This window comes from Streptomyces sp. NPDC002577 (assembly GCF_053594815.1).
The window spans coordinates 23,670-41,216 of sequence record NZ_JBSFWK010000058.1 but is presented as its reverse complement, the minus strand read 5'-3'; the positions used below and the strand labels follow the sequence as shown (position 1 = coordinate 41,216).

Genomic DNA, 17,547 nt, shown 5'->3' with positions numbered 1-17,547 from the left:
CACTCATCGACAGGAGTCAGTCAGCCATGACCAGTCAGGCCACCGACGACAGTTCGCACGCCGCGTCCGCCGCCACGTCGGCGCACGGCAGCGTGCCCCCGCAGGGCACCGCGTCCGCCGACGACAAGCCGTCCGCTTCCGCGCCCCGTCTCGACGACAGCTTCCACGTCTTCGACACGACGCTGCGCGACGGCGCCCAGCGCGAGGGCATCAACCTCACGGTCGCGGACAAGCTGGCCATCGCCCGGCACCTGGACAACTTCGGCGTCGGCTTCATCGAGGGCGGCTGGCCGGGGGCGAACCCCCGGGACACCGAGTTCTTCGCCCGCGCCCAGCAGGAGATCGGCTTCAAGAACGCCCAGCTCGTCGCGTTCGGCTCCACCCGCCGGGCAGGCGGTAAGGCGGCCGAGGACCCCCAGGTCAAGGCGCTCCTCGACTCCGGCGCCCCGGTGATCACGCTGGTCGCCAAGTCGCACGACCGGCATGTGGAGCTGGCCCTGCGCACCACCCTCGACGAGAACCTCGAGATGGTCCGCGACACCGTCTCCTACCTGCGCGAGCAGGGCCGCCGCGTCTTCGTCGACTGCGAGCACTTCTTCGACGGCTACAAGGCCAACCCCGAGTACGCGAAGGCCGTCGTCCGGGCCGCCTCCGAGGCCGGCGCCGACGTCGTCGTACTGTGCGACACCAACGGCGGCATGCTGCCTGCCCAGGTCCACGCCGTCGTCGCCACGGTGCTGGCCGACACCGGTGCCCGGCTCGGCATCCACGCCCAGGACGACACCGGCTGCGCGGTCGCCAACAGCCTGGCAGCCGTGGACGCCGGCGCCACGCACGTGCAGTGCACCGCCAACGGCTACGGCGAGCGGGTCGGCAACGCCAACCTCTTCCCGGTCGTCGCCGCCCTCGAGCTCAAGTACGGCAAAAAGGTTCTGCCCGAGGGCGCCCTCGCCGAGATGACCCGCGTCTCGCACGCCATCGCCGAGGTCGTCAACCTGACCCCCTCCACGCACCAGCCGTACGTCGGTGTCTCCGCCTTCGCCCACAAGGCCGGGCTCCACGCCTCCGCGATCAAGGTCGACCCGGACCTCTACCAGCACATCGACCCCGAGCTGGTCGGCAACACCATGAGGATGCTCGTCTCCGACATGGCAGGGCGCGCCTCCATCGAGCTCAAGGGCAAGGAGCTCGGCATCGACCTGGGCGGCGACCGCGAGCTCGTGGGCCGCGTCGTCGAGCGGGTCAAGGAACGTGAGCTGCAGGGCTACACGTACGAGGCGGCCGACGCCTCCTTCGAGCTGCTGCTGCGGGAGGAGGCCGAGGGCCGCGCCCGCCGCTACTTCCGCACCGAGTCCTGGCGCGCCATCGTCGAGGACCGCCCCGACGGCACCCACGCCAACGAGGCCACCGTGAAGCTGTGGGCCAAGGGCGAGCGCATCGTCGCCACGGCCGAGGGCAACGGCCCGGTCAACGCCCTCGACCGCGCCCTGCGCGTGGCCCTGGAGAGGATCCACCCGCAGCTCGCCAAGATGGAGCTCGTCGACTACAAGGTCCGCATCCTGGAGGGCAAGCACGGCACCCAGTCGACGACGCGCGTACTGATCTCGACGTCCGACGGCGAGAGCGAGTGGTCGACGGTCGGCGTCGCGGAGAACGTCATCGCGGCGTCCTGGCAGGCCCTGGAGGACGCGTACACGTACGGCCTGCTGCGGGCCGGCGTCGAGCCCTCGGAGTAGTAGGCCGCCTCCCGGGCTGCCGTGCGGTCCCCGCCCCGCCCCGCCGCGTTGCTCGCGGCGGGGGCCCAGGTCCGGTGAAATGTCCGTGATTACCGGATTTCCGGTAGCTTCGTAGGCATGAAGGCCGCACTGATACGAGGACTCCGGGCCCCGGCACTCGTCCTTGCGGCCGCTGTCCTGGCGGTGCTGTCCGTAGCCGCACCGTCCGCCCAGGCGGCCACGGACGTCAGCACGGTCGCGGAGGCCCTGCGCACCGATCCCGTCTACGTCGACCCGGACGTCGCCGACGTACTGCCGTCCGGTGCCGCGGACGATCTGGCGAAGAAGATCAAGGACGCCGACAAGCCCGTCTTCATCGCCGTGCTGCCCGAGGGCTTCCCCACGGCGAACCTCTTCCAGAACCTCCGTACCGACACGGGCATCACCGGCCTGTACGGGATCCGGCTCGGTGACCGGTTCGACGCCCGCGCGGACAGCAGGGTCCTGTCCCGCGATGCCGTCCAGAACCTCGTGACGAGCGTCCAGGGCGAGGACGCCACGACCCAGCTCAACCACTTCGTCGACCGCGCCGTGCGGAACATGGGCGGCACGGCGCCGGCCTCCTGGGGCGACACCGGTGAGGGTGTCTCGCCCGGTGCGCTGATCGGCGTCGGCGCCGCGATCGTCGCGGGCGGCACCGGTGCGTACGTGCTCGCGCGCCGCAACCGCCGCAGGCGCGAGGAGGAGCAGCGCGCGGCCCTCGACAAGCTCCGCGTCGTCGTCGACGAGGACATCACCGCCTTCGGCGAGGAGCTCGACCGGCTCGACTTCCACCCGGCCGAGGCCGGCGCGAACGACGCGATGCGCGCCGACTACGAACGCGCCCTCGACTCGTACGACAAGGCGAAGTCCCTGATGGCCGCCGCCCAGCAGCCCGAGGAGGTGCGCGGAGTCACCCAGGCGCTGGAGGACGGCCGCTTCGTGCTCGCCCAGCTGGCCGCCCGGCGCGAGGGCCGGCCGCTGCCGGAGCGGCGGGCGCCGTGCTTCTTCGACCCGCGCCACGGCCCGTCGGTGACGGAGATGCTGTGGGCTCCGCGGCAGGGTGCCGCGCGCGAGGTGCCGGTCTGCGCCGCGGACGCGGCGCGCCTGCAGGACGGCGCCGAGCCGATGGTCCGCACGGTCGAGACCGAGACCGGCCGCCGCCCGTACTGGGAGGCCGGACCGGCCTACGGCCCCTGGGCGGGCGGCTACTTCGGCGGCGGCCTGCTGCCGGGCCTGCTGGTCGGCACCCTCCTGGGCAGCCTGATGTCCAGCCCCGGGTACGCCTCCGACTACGGCTACGGCTACGGAGACTTCGGCGTGGGCGCCGGCTACGGCGGCGGCGACGTCTCGGGCGCCGACTTCGACCCCGGTGACTTCGGCGGGGGCTTCGGCGGCTTCGGAGACGGCGGAGGCTTCGGCGGAGGGGACTTCGGGGGCGGCTTCTAGGACCGCTGGGGCAGGCCCTAGGGCTCCCCTTCTTCCTCCTGTTCTTCCTGTCCTTCTTGTCCTTCCAGTCCCTCCCCCTGCTTCGGGACGCGGGAGAGCTTGTCCGGGTTGGTGACGAGATAGACGTCGGACACCTGGTCCCCCTCCGGAGTCAGATCCATGACCATCACGGCGTACGGGGACTCGCCGTCGAACACCACGGCCGAGGGGTCGCCGTTGACGCGCCGGTACTCGACGGCCATGCCCTCCGGGCGGCGGCGCGAGCTGTAGGCGGTCAGCAGGCGGGCCACCTTCTCGCGGCCGCGGACCGGACGCAGCGCGGAGGACCGCATCTTGCCCCCGCCGTCGGACCACAGCGTCACGTCCGGCGCCAGGATCTCCATGAGCGCCGCCATGTCACCCCCGAGCGCGGCCGCCACGAACCGCTCCGTGGCCTCCTGCTGAACCCGCGGGTGCGTCGCGAAGCGCGGACGGCGGGCGTGCACGTGCTCACGCGCGCGGTGAGCGAGCTGGCGTACGGCCGCGGGGGAGCGGTCGAGGATCGCGGCGATCTCGGTGTGGGCGTAGCCGAAGACCTCGTGCAGGACGAACACGGCCCGTTCCAGCGGGGTGAGCGTCTCCAGGACCACCAGCATCGCGATCGAGACGGTCTCGTTGCGCAGTGCCTGGTCCGCGGCATCGGCGCTCTCCGCCTGGGCGTCGGTAGTGACCGCGGCGCTGTCCCCGGCGACCAGGGGCTCAGGGAGCCAGGGCCCGACGTATGTCTCCCGGCGGCGGCGGATGACCGCCTGCCGGGCGAGGGCATGGTTCACCGCGATGCGTACGAGATACGCGCGCGGGTTCGCGATCTCCTCGAGCGGGGACGTGCGCCCTCTGACGGTCAGTGAAAGCCAGGTGTCCTGGAGGACGTCCTCCGTGTCGGCGACGCTGCCGAGCATGTTGTAGACGATCGAGAACAGCAGCTCGCGGTGGTCGACGAAGAGCTGCGTGGCGGTGTGCAGCGGGCCGCTCTCCGCCGCCGGCTGTGCCGGACCCGTCGCTCGTGCCGGACGACTCTTGGACATTCGCCCCTCCCTGGACGCTCATATCCCAGAGGGCGTCGGCCCCCGGGATGTGACATCCCAGCCGCAGTGTGACCCGCATCTCACGGACCCCCTCCGGTATGATTCACGAGTAAATTAACCGTTAAGTTGTTTCTCTGTCGCCGGGAGCCGGGGCAGGACGAGGAGGAGGCAGCCATTTCATCGGGCGCGCATGCATGGGTACGTCCACTTCCGTTGCGGGGCCTGGTGGGGCTGGGCCGGGGCAGTGACATCTGGCACAAGCCGGCACTCAGCGCGGTGGTCGCGATGGGCATCCCCAATCTGCTGCTGCTCGGCCTGGGGCGGCTGGACCTGGCCATGTACACCGCCGCCGGAGCGATGTGCGTGCTGTACGCCCATGGCCTGCCCTACGCGGCCCGTGCGCGCACCCTCATCTGGGTGATCCTCGGGATGACCGCCACCACCGGAGCCGGGCTGCTCACCGCCGCGGCCACCGACTCCACCGCCGTACGTGTGGCAGTGGCCGCGCTGCTCGCCGCCGTGCACAAGGTCGTGTGCGACGCCACCCGGATCGGCATGCCCGGCAACCTGATCTTCACCTTCATCGGCGCCAGCTGCCTGTTCTTCCCGCAGCAGTTCGTCGCCATCCCGCTCCACCTGGACCTCACCCTGGCCGGAGGCCTGCTCGCCTGGGTCGTCTGCATGGCGCCGGCACTGGTCCGGCCGCGGGGACCGGAGCGGACCGCCGTCGCGCGCGCCCTGGAAGCCGCGGCCCGCCTCGTCGGCACCGCCGAGGGCGAACCCGGCCACGCCCGCGCCCGGCACGCCGCCGCGGCGGCCGTCAACGCCGCGTGGCACACCGTTCTGCTGGTGCCCGTGCCCACACCGGAGCGCGCTGCCGACCGCTACCGCCTGGAACTGCTCCTGGCCCGCGCCGAGTCCGGGACCGCCGCCCCGCGGCAGCTCGCCGTCTGGGCCCGGGCGCTGCGGCGGAACATCCCTCTGCCCGACCTCTTCCCGCCCGGCCGGGAAGCCGACCAGGTGGCCGGTGTCGCCGTCGAGCAGGCCGCCGTCACCGCGATGCTGCGCCGGCACGCCCCGGACCGGCCGCACGTCTCGTTCCTGCACGCCCTGCGCCCCGGTTCGCCGCTGTTGCCGATCGGTGCCCGGGTCGCGATCGGCTGCGCCCTGGCCGGCTGGGCCTCGATGGCGCTCGGCGTCGGCCGCCCGTACTGGGCCGTCGTCACCGCGGCCGCGGTCTTCCAGGCCAACATGGCCCTGAGCTGGGGACGGGCCGTGCATCGCGCACTCGGCAACTTCCTCGGCCTGGCCGTCTTCGCGGCCCTGCTGCCGGTCACCCGGACCGGGGCGCTGGCCGTCGTCCTGGTCGCCCTGTTCTTCCAGTTCGGCGCGGAGGCGACGATCAGCCGCGGGTACTGGTTGGGCGCCATCAGCGTCACCAACCTCTCCCTGCTGATGACGGAGTTCGTCCAGCAGCAGCCGGCTCGCGAGCTGTTCACCGACCGTGCGCTGGACACCGTGGTCGGCGTGGTGATCGGACTGCTGTGCTGCGCCCTGGTCACCAACCGGCGTGCCGCCGGACGCACCGAGCAGGCGCTGGAATCCACCGCGGCCGCCCACGAGGCCGCCGAACGGCTCGTCGCCCAGGACAAGGCCGCGCCGCAGGCCCATGAACTGGCCTGGGCCCGTGACCGTTTGGCCGGCGCCCTTCTCGAGTTGCGGGAGGCAGCGGACACCGTGGCAGGCGAGTGGTGGCAACCCGCCCTCCCCGAGGAACAGATCGCAACCGCCGAACGCGAGGGGCATCAGCTCCTGGCCGAACTGGCGCGACGCCTCGACCCCGTTCACGTGCAGGTGGCCCACTCGCCGGGCACCGCCACCCACGCACTCCCGGCGTGAGCCCCCGGCCTGCGGCGATGGCGGCCGAGGGCCGGGCGGGAGGTTGGGACCCGGCGGCGTAGAGTCAGGCCGGGTGCCGACGCGTACAGCGCCGGAAACCGGCCCGGCAATGGAAGGAAAGACCGTTGGAAGACGTCGTGGCAACGGTGCTGCGGCAGTGGCAGCAGGTCCGCCCCGACCTCGACACCGCCCCGATGGCGCTCATCGGGCGGCTCAACCGCTGTTCCGCCCTGCTCCAGCAGGCCGCGGACGCCCCGCTGACCCGAGCGGGCCTCACCCGCCCCGAGTTCGACATCCTGGGGACGCTGCGCCGCGTGGACCGTTCGCTGACGCCGAAGCAGCTCGCGCGGGAGACGTTCGCCTCCGGGGCGGCGATCACCAAGCGGGTACGGACCCTCGAGGAGCGCGGCCTCGTCGGGCGCCGCCCTGACGAACGCGACCGCCGGGTCAGCCACCTCACGCTCACCGAGCAGGGCCGCGAACTCATCGACGAGCTGCTGCCGGAGCAGCTCGCCTACGAGGCGACGCTGCTGGCCGGCCTCAGCGAGGAGCGCCGCCACGGGCTCGCGTCGGAACTCGGCGAGCTGCTGCTGGTACTGGAGGGACGGCTCGGGGGAGCGCTGCGGCACTGACCCCGGCCGCATCGACGGCTACCGGCCGACTCCGGCCGGCCGGTCGCCGGGATCACTCGGCGTTCTTGATCGCCGAGATGTCGAAGTTCAGCTTGATCTTGTCGGAGACCAGCACGCCGCCCGTCTCCAGCGCGGCGTTCCACGTCAGGCCCCACTCCGAGCGCAGGATCTCCGCCTTGCCCTCGAAGCCGACGCGCTCGTTGCCGAACGGGTCCTTCGCGGAGCCGTTGAACTCCAGGTCGATGGCGAGCGGCTTGGTGGTGCCCAGGATCGTCAGGTCGCCGGTGATGCGGTAGTCGGCGCCGCCCAGCGCCTCGGCCTTGGTCGAGCGGAACGTCATCGTCGGGAACTCCTCCGTCTTGAAGAAGTCCGCGCTCTTCAGGTGGCCGTCCCGGTCCGCGGAGCCCGTGTCGATGCTGTCCATCGTGACGTCGAGGGAAGCGGTGGACCGGGCCGGGTCCGAGCCGTCCAGGTTCAGGGAGCCGGTGAAGTCGAGGAAGGAACCCTTGACGTTGGTGACCATGGCGTGGCGGGCGACGAAGCCCAGCGTGCTGTGCGACGGGTCGATCGTGTAGTCGCCGGTCAGAGCGGCGAGCTCCGGGTCGACCGCGGGCGCGGCGGTCGTGGCGGTGGCGGTGGTGCTGTTCTTGCGGCCGAAGAGACCCATGACTGGCTCCTTTGGGGACGAGCCTCGGCCTTGTGTCGAGGCTGTTGAACCTTCAATGAGATCGACCATAGACCTATTCCGTTCAACGTTCAACTTTTCCGTGCGGACGATTTCCGCCGGTTCCCGGGTCTTTCCGGCAACCTCGCGAGCTGTTTCGGAGGAGTACTGGCGGACGCGCGTAGACCTCGGGCAGGATCTCCCTGCTCTGCCTGCACATCCGCCGCACTGAACGCACGTCGGCAGTACGAAACGCACGTCACAGCACGCACGCGACACCCGTACGCACGTCATCAGAAACGGTCATCAGCAGGAAGGAACCCGATGAAACTCCGCTCGGTCATCAGCGCACTCGCTCTCGTCCTGGGAGCACTCTTCGCACCGGGCTTCGGCGTCCTCACCGGTGCCGGCGACGCCTTCGCCGTGACGAAGATCAGTCACGCCACCGCGACCTCGATGTTCAGCTCGTCCGGCATCACCTGGTCGTCGTCCGGCGGCTGCTCGGACCGCAACAACGCCACCTGTACGTCCTTCGAGCAGCTCAACCTCGCGACCGCGCAGGGCGCCCAGACCCTGAAGTCGGCCAGCGGCTGCGCGCTCAACATCACCGGCGGCACCGAGACCGGGCACGCGAGCGGCACGTACTCGCACTGGAACGGCTACAAGCTCGACTTCAGCAAGTACACCTGCATCGGCAGCTACATCAAGAACTCGTTCACGTACATAGGCCTGCGCAGTGACGGCGCCGCCCAGTACAAGTCCGGCGCCGGCAACATCTACGCGGACGAGGGCAGCCACTGGGACGTCACGTACTACAACTGCGGCGGCTGCTGACCCTCTACCGCGGGCTGGAGCCCGACGGCCGGAGCCGCGTCCGTCCAGGTGCCACGAACGGCGTAGGCTCCGGCCGAGAATCACCTGAGCGACGGCATGCGGCCCGCATAAATGTGAGGTGGCTCTCGGGTGACGGCTTTGTGTAGTCCCTACAACGGGACGGGGCTCTGAGCAGTCAGTTCGGCTGCATCCACCGTGCGTTCTGTTTAGGGGCACCAGGAAAACGGGTCGGAGACTGTACGGAGTCGACGGCCCGTTTTGCTCGGCGGGCTTCGTAAGGTCGCTACATGACCGTTTTGGACGAGACGCCGGGTGACACGACGAGTGCCACAGAGGGTGGCACGGCGAGTGACACGACGGGTGAGACGGCTGAGCCGACCGACTCCCGCGGCCGCGTGGCCGAGCTGCACGCGATCCGTGCGCAGGCACTGCGCGGACCGAGCGACAAGGCGACCGAGGCGCAGCGCGCCAAGGGCAAGCTGACGGCGCGTGAGCGGATCGAGCTGCTGCTCGACCCGGGTTCGTTCCGCGAGGTCGAGCAGTTGCGCCGGCACCGGGCGACCGGCTTCGGCCTGGAGGCCAAGAAGCCGCACACCGACGGTGTCATCACCGGTTGGGGCACGGTCGAGGGCCGGACGGTCTTCGTGTACGCGCACGACTTCCGGATCTTCGGCGGGGCGCTGGGCGAGGCCCACGCCACGAAGATCCACAAGATCATGGACATGGCCATCGCGGCCGGTGCGCCGCTGGTGTCGCTCAACGACGGCGCCGGCGCCCGCATCCAGGAGGGCGTCAGCGCGCTCGCGGGCTACGGCGGCATCTTCCAGCGCAACACCAAGGCCTCGGGTGTCATCCCGCAGATCTCGGTGATGCTCGGCCCGTGCGCGGGCGGCGCGGCCTACAGCCCCGCCCTCACGGACTTCGTGTTCATGGTCCGCGAGACCTCGCAGATGTTCATCACCGGTCCGGACGTGGTCAAGGCCGTCACCGGCGAGGAGATCACCCAGAACGGCCTCGGTGGCGCGGATGTGCACGCCGAGACCTCCGGCGTCTGCCACTTCGCGTACGACGACGAGGAGACCTGCATCGCCGAGGTGCGGTACCTGCTGTCGCTGCTGCCGTCCAACAACCGCGAGAACCCGCCGACCGTCGCGAGCGAGGACCCGGCCGACCGCCGCAGCGACGTGCTGCTCGACCTGGTCCCGGCTGACGGCAACCGCCCGTACGACATGGCGAAGGTCATCGAGGAGCTGGTCGACGACGGCGACTACCTCGAGGTCCACGAGCGCTGGGCCCGCAACATCATCTGCGCGCTGGCCCGTCTCGACGGCCAGGTGGTCGGCATCGTCGCCAACCAGCCGCAGACGCTGGCGGGTGTGCTGGACATCGAGGCGAGTGAAAAAGCTGCGCGCTTTGTCCAGATGTGTGACGCTTTCAATATTCCGATCGTCACGTTCCTGGACGTTCCGGGGTTCCTCCCCGGTGTCGACCAGGAGCACGGCGGGATCATCCGGCACGGCGCGAAGCTGCTGTACGCGTACTGCAACGCGACGGTGCCGAGGATCTCGCTGATCCTGCGCAAGGCGTACGGAGGTGCCTACATCGTCATGGACTCCCAGTCCATCGGTGCGGACCTCACCTACGCCTGGCCGACCAACGAGATCGCGGTGATGGGCGCCGAAGGTGCCGCCAACGTCATCTTCCGCCGGCAGATCGCCGCCGCGGCCGACCCCGAGGCGATGCGCGCGCGCATGGTCAAGGAGTACAAGGCCGAGCTGATGCATCCGTACTACGCAGCTGAGCGTGGTCTGGTCGACGACGTCATCGACCCGGCAGAGACCCGCGAGGTGCTCATCCGCTCCCTCGCGATGCTCCGCACCAAGCACGCCGACCTGCCCTCGCGCAAGCACGGCAACCCCCCGCAGTAACCCCGCGGATCCTCCGCGGTAACCCTGCGGAACCCTCTCTCACGGAGACTGAACCCATGACCGTTCCTGCTGCTGCACCTGTCGACCCGAGCAACTTCCTGCGCGTCGAGAAGGGGCACGCCGAGCCCGAGGAGCTCGCGGCCATCACGGCGATTCTCATGGCCCGTGCCGCCGCGCGGTCCGATGCGTCCTCTGTCCACCGGGGCCGTAGCAAGGCCGGGTGGCGGCGGCTGGAGCGGGAGCCCGGGTTTCGGGCGCCGCACAGCTGGCACTGAGGCCTCTGGCTTGGTTTAAGCGTCAAGGCCCGGCACCCCGATGGGGTGCCGGGCCTTGTGCTGTACGTGCGTCGTGGGCGCCGTAGCGAGTCAGGTTGCCCGCCGTCGGGGGTGCCGGTGTGCCACCCGCGCCGCCCCAGCGGCACGACTGCCCACAGCGGCAGCGTCCCGAAGGGGCGCGGGGAACTGCGCGACCAGCCACGACGGCGCCGCAGCGAACCGACGGGACATCCCGGCACTTCCAGCGGAGCGCTTAGCGCAGGCGGGCCATCAGGGCGTGTTCCACCAGCGTGATCAGGGCGCTCTTGGCGTCTGCGCGGTGGCGGGCGTCCGTCGTGATGATCGGGGTGTCGGGGCCGATCTGGAGCGCCTCGCGGACCTCGTCCGGGTTGTAGGGCTGGTGCCCGTCGAAGCCGTTGAGGGCGATGACGAAGGGCAGGCCGCTGTTCTCGAAGTAGTCGACGGCCGGGAAGCAGTCGGCGAGGCGGCGGGTGTCGACGAGGACGACCGCGCCGATGGCGCCGCGTACCAGGTCGTCCCACATGAACCAGAAGCGGTCCTGACCCGGCGTACCGAACAGGTACAGGATCAGGTCCTGGTCCAGGGTGATACGGCCGAAGTCCATGGCCACCGTGGTGGTGGTCTTGTCCCCGGTGTGCGTCAGGTCGTCGATGCCCGCGGAAGCCGAGGTCATCACGGCTTCGGTACGCAGCGGGTTGATCTCCGAGACCGCGCCGACGAACGTGGTCTTGCCCACGCCGAAGCCGCCCGCCACCACGATCTTCGCGGAGGTAGTGGAGCGGGCTACATCGCCGCTAGAGCTTGCGAAGTCCACTGAGCACCCTTTCGAGCAGTGTCACGTCAGGCTGGCCGCCGGCGTTCTCGTCGCCGCCGGGCTGATGGATGGCGACAAGTCCGGCCTCCGCCAGGTCGGCGACGAGGATCCGGGCAACGCCGAGGGGGATGGAGAGAAGTGCCGAGATCTCAGCGACTGACTTGATCTCCCGGCACAGGTTGCAGATCCGCTGATGCTCGGGCAGCTGGCCCTGCATCTGGTGCGGCTGCGCCGTGGTGTGCACCAGCGCCTCGATGGCGAGCTGGTACCGCGGCCTGGTGCGCCCGCCCGTCATGGCGTACGGGCGCACCAGAGGGTTGTTCGACGCCCCGGCGGGCGCCGGCTCGGGGGCGCGCCGCTGAGGCTGTACAGGCTGGATGCGGGGCGCCTGCGGCTGGCTGTAGGGGTCGTACGGAGACGGCCCAGGAGCCGGCTGCTGCGGCTGATGCGGGACGTACGGCAGACGCTGCTGACTCGGCGCAGAGGGGAAGTTGTACCGGTTCGCCGAACCGTCACCCTCGCCCTGGCCATGGCCGTAAGGCCAATTGGCCGAGGACGAACCGTCTGGGGGTGTTGCCACTTTCTCCTCCTCCGACTGCGCCGGGCACCCGTTACGGTGGGGTCGCGTCCCGAAACTTTAAAGCCACGGGGCGCGAATACGCACTGTCTGTCTGTTAGTTGAGAAGGCTGCCCTGGAGCTCGGCGCGCAGATCAGGCGTGAGGACCGAGCCCGCACGGTCGACGAGAAGTGCCATCTCATACCCGATGAGGCCGATGTCCGCTTCGGGGTGTGCAAGGACCGCGAGTGACGAGCCGTCGGAGATGGACATAAGGAAGAGGAATCCTCGCTCCATCTCCACAACTGTCTGGTTCACGCTGCCGCCCTCGAAGATGCGGGAGGCACCGGCCGTGAGGGAGGTGAGGCCGGAGGCGACGGCCGCCAGCTGGTCGGCGCGGTCGCGCGGGAAGCCTTCGGACATCGCCAGAAGGAGTCCGTCGGCGGAGACCACCACGGTGTGGGACACCCCGGGGGTGTTGTCCACGAAGTTGGTGATCAACCAGTTCAGGTTCTGTGCCGCCTGGCTCATCGGGCTCACACTAACGCTCCTGGTTGTAGGTGCTGTCAGGACCGAAGCCCTGGCCGTTCGTGTCACTACCTGCATTGCGTCCCCGTTCGACGCCCCGGCGCAGGTTGCTCAGCCTGCCCCGGACGTCCTCGGGAGCGCGGGAGACCTGGGGGCCGCCCTGCGGGGTCTGTTCGGCGGTGCCCTCGACCAGATTGGCCCGGGGGACCCGCCGCGGCAGGCCTGAGGGGGTGACCCCGCCCGCCTTCGGCTTGCGGAGCGACCCGGCGCGCTGCCACCGCTCGTCGTTGGCCGAGCGCCACTCGCTGCCGTCGTCGCCGCCGTTGCCCGCGGGCAGATCCTGATCCTGGTCCTGCTGCAGGCTGTCCTGACCGGTCCCCGGCTGCCAGTGCTGGGTGCCGATGGGGGAGCCTCCGTCGCTGCCCGCGGTGGAGCCGCGGCGCGGAAGGCCGGCGTCGGTCAGCCGATGGCCGCCGCCCGGAGTCGGTGCCGGTGCCGGACGGTCGAAGCCTACGCGGTCCTGCGGGTTTCCGTCAGCGGCCTGAGTAGATTCCGTTTCCGGAGCGTAATCGGCCCGGTACCCGCCCTGGTACACCGTCTGCTGCTGCCAGTCGCCCTGGCTGGGACGGGTGGCGAAGCCGTTGAAGGACTCCTGCCCCGGACCCTGCTGGTCCGGCTGGGCCGCCTCCGCATAGGACGGTTCCGGGTAGCCGCCGGTGCCCTGGAAGTACGAGTCGCGGTACGCATCCTGCGGCTGCTCGTCGTACGCGCTCTGCTGGTTGCCGTACGCCACCTGCGGGTCGTCGTACGGCTGCTGCTGGTCGTACGCGGGCTCGGCGTACGACGGCTGCTGCGGGCCGGTCTCGTCGTCGAACGCGGAGGGATCCGCGGCGCCCCGCTGGGGCCCCGACTGGGCCTCCAGGGCCGCGCGGCGCTCCTCGCGCATCAGCGAACGGCCGACGGGGTCCAACTCACGTATGTCGTCCGGCACTTCGTCGTAGCGGGTGTCGTCGAAGCCGAGCTCCGCCGCCGTGCGCAGCGGTGCGGGCTCGAAGGCATCCTGCCGCGGGATCATCGACGAGACCGTGAACTCCGAGTCGTCCACGTGGTGCTGGCCGCCGCCGCCGTGGGTGATCGCGTCCGGCAGCATGACCAGCGAGGTCGTACCGGCCTGCTCGCCCGAGGGGCGCAGCTGGACCCGGATGCCGTGCCGGTCGGACAGCCGGCCGACCACGAACAGGCCCATGCGCTGCGAGATCGCGGCGTCCACGGTCGGCGGGTTGGCCAGCTTGTGGTTGATGTCCGCGAAGTCCTCGGCGGTCAGGCCGATGCCCTTGTCGTGAATCTCGATCATGACGCGGCCGTCGGGGAGACGGGTCGCGGTGACGCGGACCTTGGTCTGCGGGGACGAGAACGTGGTGGCGTTCTCCAGCAGCTCGGCCAGCAGGTGCACGAGGTCGGTCACGGCGCGGCCGTGGATCTCGGCCTCCGGGACACCGGACAGCTCGACGCGCTCGTACTGCTCCACCTCGGAGGAGGCGGCGCGCAGCACGTCGACGAGCGGCACCGGCTGGTCCCAGCGGCGGCCCGGCTCCTCGCCGGCGAGGACGAGGAGGTTCTCGCCGTTGCGGCGCATACGGGTCGCGAGGTGGTCCAGGCGGAAGAGGTTCTCCAGCTGGTCCGGGTCGGCCTCGTTGTTCTCCAGGTCCGTGATCAGGGTCAGCTGGCCCTCGATCAGCGACTGGTTGCGGCGCGAGAGGTTGGTGAAGATCGCGTTGATGTTGCCCCGCAGCAGGGCCTGCTCGGAGGCGAGCCGGACGGCCTCGCGGTGCACCTGGTCGAAGGCGCGCGCGACCTCGCCGATCTCGTCCGTGCTGGTGATCGGGACGGGTTCGACGCGCGTGTCCACACGGCCCGGGTCCGTACGCGAGAGCTGGTCGACCAGCATCGGCAGGCGCTGCTCGGCGATGCCGAAGGCGGCGTTGCGCAGACGGCGCATGGAGCGGCTCATCTGGCGCGCGACCATGGCGGCGAGGATGAAGGCGGTGAGCAGGGCGACCACGACGACCGCACCGGTGATGATCGCGTCGCGCTTGGCGTTGTCCGCGATGTCCGAGGCCTCGTTCACGGCCTTGTCGGCGAGGTCCGACTCGATGGTGCGGTACGCGTTGAACTTGGCCGTGTTGACCGCCCACCAGTTCTGGGAGGTGATGCCCTGCAGGGCCAGGGCGTCCCGGGCGCTCTGCTGCGTGGTGGACAGCTGGGAGAGAGCCCCGACCGTCTGCTCGACGTCCGGCATCGGGACGTACCGCAGGCCCTTCGCCTTGGCGGCCGCGGCGGCCTCCTTGGCCTGCTTCTCGCCGTCCGCCTGCAGCTGCTTCTTCGCGTCTGCCAGCTTGGTGGCGTCGGCCTCGGTGCCACCGCCCTTGTACTCCTCGACGGCGATGCCCTCGAGGTAGGTGTACGAGGAGAGAGCGACGCGCTGCTTGGCCAGGCTCGTGGCGGTGGGGCCGGGCTTGACCAGCAGGTGCATGCCGATGGAGCGCTCGAGGGACAGCGCGGCCTTGGTCAGCGAGATGGCGTAGACCGTGCGGCCGTAGCTGGTGATGTTGCCGGTGCCCAGACCGAGTTCGTTGGCGAACTCCATCAGCGGGTGCTGGATCGCGACGTAGCCCTCTTCGGTCTGCACGCCGGGAAGCTTGCTCGTGTAGGCGTCGGTGCGCAGCTTGTCCAGGCCGGGTTCGACCTTCCGGAACGCGGCGAGGCGGCGCAGCAGGCCGGCCCGCTGCGGCATGTTCTCGGCGGCGGCGTCGAACTGGTCGGCCGCCTCGTCGGTCGCCGCCTGCGCCTTGGTGACGGCCTGGTTGTTGCGGTCGCCCAGCAGCATCGGTTGGGCGGAGATGTCGCGCTCTTCGATGAGGCGGTTCGAGTACGTCAGGGCGGCACGCACCAGGCGCGCGGTGTTCTCGGCGTCCTGGGCGTCCCGCCAGGTGTCGATCGAGCCCTTCACCTGGAAGCCGCCCATGACGAGGCCGACCAGCACGGGGATGAGCAGGATCGCGTTCAGCCGGGTCGGCACCCGCCAGTTGCGGGGCGAGAGCCGGCCGCCGCTCGGGGCCGGCGGCTCGACACCGGATGCATACGCAGGCGGCGCCGCTCCGCGCGGCGGCGGGGTGAAGTTGCCCCGTGCCGACGGCTCGGGACTGCTCTTGCTTCGCCTCACTCGACCAACAACCTCTCGGCGTCGGCACGTACGTTGTGCCGCTGTGTGTCCTCAGGCCCGTCTACTGGGCAGTTCAGCCGCATTCCAGCACGTCAGGGGCTGCTCAGCCAAACAGTGGGAAGCGGAAGTTCCAAGGGCGATGCGCCCCAGATAAAACGGTCATAAAGAGCGAGCCCCGCCAAAAGGCGGGGCCCACATGAGCACAGTGACACCAGGCGACCGCGACGCGTGTCGGTGCCACCGAAATTCTCTGTCGAAACGTTATGAACACCGAGGCTGACCGTGTCAAACGACACAAGCGGCTCCAGGGCGACTACGGCAACTACCGTATGGAGAGGCCCACTTGACGTGCTACTTCAAGCGTGCCATGAGCGCGTGCTCGACCAGCGTGATCAGCGCACTCTTTGCGTCCGCACGGTGGCGGGCGTCCGTCGTGATGATCGGGGCGTCGGGGCCGATCTGCAGCGCTTCCCGCACCTCGTCGGGCGCGTAGGGCTGGTGCCCGTCGAAACCGTTGAGCGCGACGACGAACGGCAGGCCGCTGTTCTCGAAGTAGTCGACGGCCGGGAAGCAGTCGGCGAGGCGGCGGGTGTCGACGAGGACGACCGCGCCGATGGCGCCGCGTACCAGGTCGTCCCACATGAACCAGAAGCGGTCCTGACCCGGCGTACCGAACAGGTACAGGATCAGGTCCTGGTCCAGGGTGATACGGCCGAAGTCCATGGCCACCGTGGTCGTCGTCTTGTCCCCGGTGTGCGTGAGGTCGTCGATGCCCGCGGACGCGGTCGTCATCATGGCCTCGGTGCGCAGCGGGTTGATCTCCGACACGGCGCCGACGAACGTGGTCTTGCCGACGCCGAAGCCGCCCGCCACCACGATCTTCGCGGAGGTCGTCGCCCGCGCTCCGTCAGAGCTTGCGAAGTCCACTGAGCACCCTCTCGAGCAGCGTCACGTCCGGGGCGCCGCCGTTGTTCTCGTCGCCGCCGGGCTGGTGGATGGCGACGAGTCCGGCCTCGGCCAGGTCGGCGACGAGGATACGGGCGACGCCGAGCGGCATCGAAAGGAGCGCCGACACCTCCGCCACCGACTTGACCTCGCGGCACAGGTGGCAGATCCGCTGGTGCTCGGGCAGCAGCCCCATCAGCTGGGCCGGGTCGGCCGTGGTGCTGATCAGCGCCTCGATGGCGAGCTGGTACCGCGGCCTGGTCCGCCCGCCGGTCATCGCGTAGGGGCGGACCAGCGGCTGTTCGCCTTCGTCGCCGTACGGCGCGTGCTGAGCTCCGTACGGGTCGTGAGAGGCGGTGGGCGGGGTCATGGATCCTCCGGGTGACAGCAAGGGGTTTGCGTGCCGTCTGACAGAGCCGGTGGGGGGAAATGCGGGTTTGGCGGCCGGACGGTGTGTTCGTACGTTCGTGGGGGTTTGATCGTACGTTCGATGGGGCCGAGCGGTGGGCTGAATCCGGTTGTTGGGGGAATCCGGGTGTCAGTGGAGCAGACTGCCCTGCAGTTCGGCGCGGAGGTCCGGCGTGAGCACGGCACCGGCGCGGTCGACCAGCAGAGCCATCTCGTAGCCGACGAGGCCGATGTCGCACTCGGGGTGCGCCAGGCACGCCAGCGACGAGCCGTCGGAGATGGACATGAGGAACAGGAAACCGCGCTCCATCTCCACCACCGTCTGGTTGACGGTGCCGCCCTCGAAGATGCGGGACGCGCCCGCGGTCAGCGAGGTGAGGCCGGAGGCGACGGCCGCCAGCTGGTCGGCGCGGTCGCGCGGGAAGCCTTCGGACATCGCCAGAAGGAGTCCGTCGGCGGATACGACGACGGTGTGGGACACCCCGGGGGTGTTGTCCACGAAGTTGGTGATCAACCAGTTCAGGTTCTGTGCCGCCTGGCTCATCTGACTCA

General features: G+C 70.1%; 16 protein-coding genes. 7 read left to right on the top strand and 9 right to left on the bottom strand.

Annotation, left to right across the window (positions count from 1 at the left end):
• Window positions 1-26: 26 nt before the first annotated feature.
• Together cimA and ACWD4J_RS39470 are read left to right on the top strand one after the other, a co-directional pair.
• The gene (gene cimA, locus ACWD4J_RS39475; RefSeq protein ID WP_451400380.1) at window positions 27-1,736 is read left to right on the top strand and encodes a citramalate synthase; all 1,710 of its coding nucleotides are present in this window, start codon (window positions 27-29) and stop codon (window positions 1,734-1,736) included.
• 117 nt (window positions 1,737-1,853) lie between these two features.
• Window positions 1,854-3,203, top strand: a complete 1,350-nt coding sequence (locus ACWD4J_RS39470; RefSeq protein WP_451400379.1) for a hypothetical protein — start codon at window positions 1,854-1,856, stop codon at window positions 3,201-3,203.
• Window positions 3,204-3,220: 17 nt separating this feature from the next.
• Here ACWD4J_RS39470 and sigJ read toward each other — a convergent pair whose 3' ends face one another.
• Entirely contained in the window at window positions 3,221-4,267 is a 1,047-nt protein-coding gene (sigJ, locus tag ACWD4J_RS39465) for an RNA polymerase sigma factor SigJ (RefSeq protein ID WP_451400378.1), read from the bottom strand.
• Window positions 4,268-4,480: 213 nt separating this feature from the next.
• Here sigJ and ACWD4J_RS39460 point away from each other — a divergent pair, with 213 nt between their 5' ends.
• Together ACWD4J_RS39460 and ACWD4J_RS39455 are read left to right on the top strand one after the other, a co-directional pair.
• Complete coding sequence (locus ACWD4J_RS39460) at window positions 4,481-6,166, top strand: FUSC family protein (protein ID WP_451400377.1); 1,686 nt, start codon at window positions 4,481-4,483, stop codon at window positions 6,164-6,166.
• 125 nt (window positions 6,167-6,291) lie between these two features.
• A complete protein-coding gene (locus ACWD4J_RS39455; protein ID WP_451400376.1) occupies window positions 6,292-6,798 on the top strand; it encodes a MarR family winged helix-turn-helix transcriptional regulator in 507 nt (168 codons plus the stop codon).
• 52 nt (window positions 6,799-6,850) lie between these two features.
• On the opposite strand, the gene ACWD4J_RS39450 is transcribed toward ACWD4J_RS39455, so the two are convergent.
• Window positions 6,851-7,465, bottom strand: coding sequence for a YceI family protein (locus tag ACWD4J_RS39450; protein ID WP_451400375.1), 615 nt, complete (start codon window positions 7,463-7,465; stop codon window positions 6,851-6,853).
• 321 nt (window positions 7,466-7,786) lie between these two features.
• Here ACWD4J_RS39450 and ACWD4J_RS39445 point away from each other — a divergent pair, with 321 nt between their 5' ends.
• The 3 genes from ACWD4J_RS39445 to ACWD4J_RS39435 all read left to right on the top strand — a co-directional run bounded on the left by ACWD4J_RS39445 (window position 7,787) and on the right by ACWD4J_RS39435 (window position 10,499).
• Entirely contained in the window at window positions 7,787-8,296 is a 510-nt protein-coding gene (locus ACWD4J_RS39445; RefSeq protein WP_451400374.1) for a hypothetical protein, read from the top strand.
• Window positions 8,297-8,583: 287 nt separating this feature from the next.
• Entirely contained in the window at window positions 8,584-10,224 is a 1,641-nt protein-coding gene (locus ACWD4J_RS39440; RefSeq protein WP_451400373.1) for an acyl-CoA carboxylase subunit beta, read from the top strand.
• A 56-nt stretch (window positions 10,225-10,280) separates the two neighbouring features.
• Window positions 10,281-10,499: an acyl-CoA carboxylase subunit epsilon gene (locus ACWD4J_RS39435; RefSeq protein ID WP_451400372.1), complete on the top strand. Its 219-nt coding sequence runs from the start codon at window positions 10,281-10,283 to the stop codon at window positions 10,497-10,499.
• Between the two features lie 253 nt (window positions 10,500-10,752).
• On the opposite strand, the gene ACWD4J_RS39430 is transcribed toward ACWD4J_RS39435, so the two are convergent.
• The 7 genes from ACWD4J_RS39430 to ACWD4J_RS39400 form a co-directional block, all read right to left on the bottom strand.
• On the bottom strand, window positions 10,753-11,334 hold the full coding sequence (locus ACWD4J_RS39430) for a GTP-binding protein (RefSeq protein ID WP_181655657.1): 582 nt from the start codon (window positions 11,332-11,334) through the stop codon (window positions 10,753-10,755).
• Window positions 11,315-11,914, bottom strand: a complete 600-nt coding sequence (locus ACWD4J_RS39425; protein WP_451400371.1) for a DUF742 domain-containing protein — start codon at window positions 11,912-11,914, stop codon at window positions 11,315-11,317. The genes ACWD4J_RS39430 and ACWD4J_RS39425 overlap by 20 nt, the downstream gene beginning before the upstream one ends.
• 94 nt (window positions 11,915-12,008) lie before the next feature.
• Window positions 12,009-12,422: a roadblock/LC7 domain-containing protein gene (locus ACWD4J_RS39420; protein ID WP_190151225.1), complete on the bottom strand. Its 414-nt coding sequence runs from the start codon at window positions 12,420-12,422 to the stop codon at window positions 12,009-12,011.
• A gap of 10 nt (window positions 12,423-12,432) precedes the next feature.
• The gene (locus tag ACWD4J_RS39415) at window positions 12,433-15,642 is read right to left on the bottom strand and encodes a nitrate- and nitrite sensing domain-containing protein (RefSeq protein WP_451400370.1); all 3,210 of its coding nucleotides are present in this window, start codon (window positions 15,640-15,642) and stop codon (window positions 12,433-12,435) included.
• A 351-nt stretch (window positions 15,643-15,993) separates the two neighbouring features.
• Window positions 15,994-16,569, bottom strand: a complete 576-nt coding sequence (locus ACWD4J_RS39410) for a GTP-binding protein (RefSeq protein WP_451400369.1) — start codon at window positions 16,567-16,569, stop codon at window positions 15,994-15,996.
• Window positions 16,550-16,957 (bottom strand): DUF742 domain-containing protein, encoded by a 408-nt coding sequence (locus ACWD4J_RS39405; RefSeq protein WP_451400368.1) that lies wholly within the window; start codon window positions 16,955-16,957, stop codon window positions 16,550-16,552. The genes ACWD4J_RS39410 and ACWD4J_RS39405 overlap by 20 nt, the downstream gene beginning before the upstream one ends.
• 168 nt (window positions 16,958-17,125) lie before the next feature.
• Window positions 17,126-17,539, bottom strand: a complete 414-nt coding sequence (locus tag ACWD4J_RS39400; protein WP_067284344.1) for a roadblock/LC7 domain-containing protein — start codon at window positions 17,537-17,539, stop codon at window positions 17,126-17,128.
• Window positions 17,540-17,547: the final 8 nt, after the last annotated feature.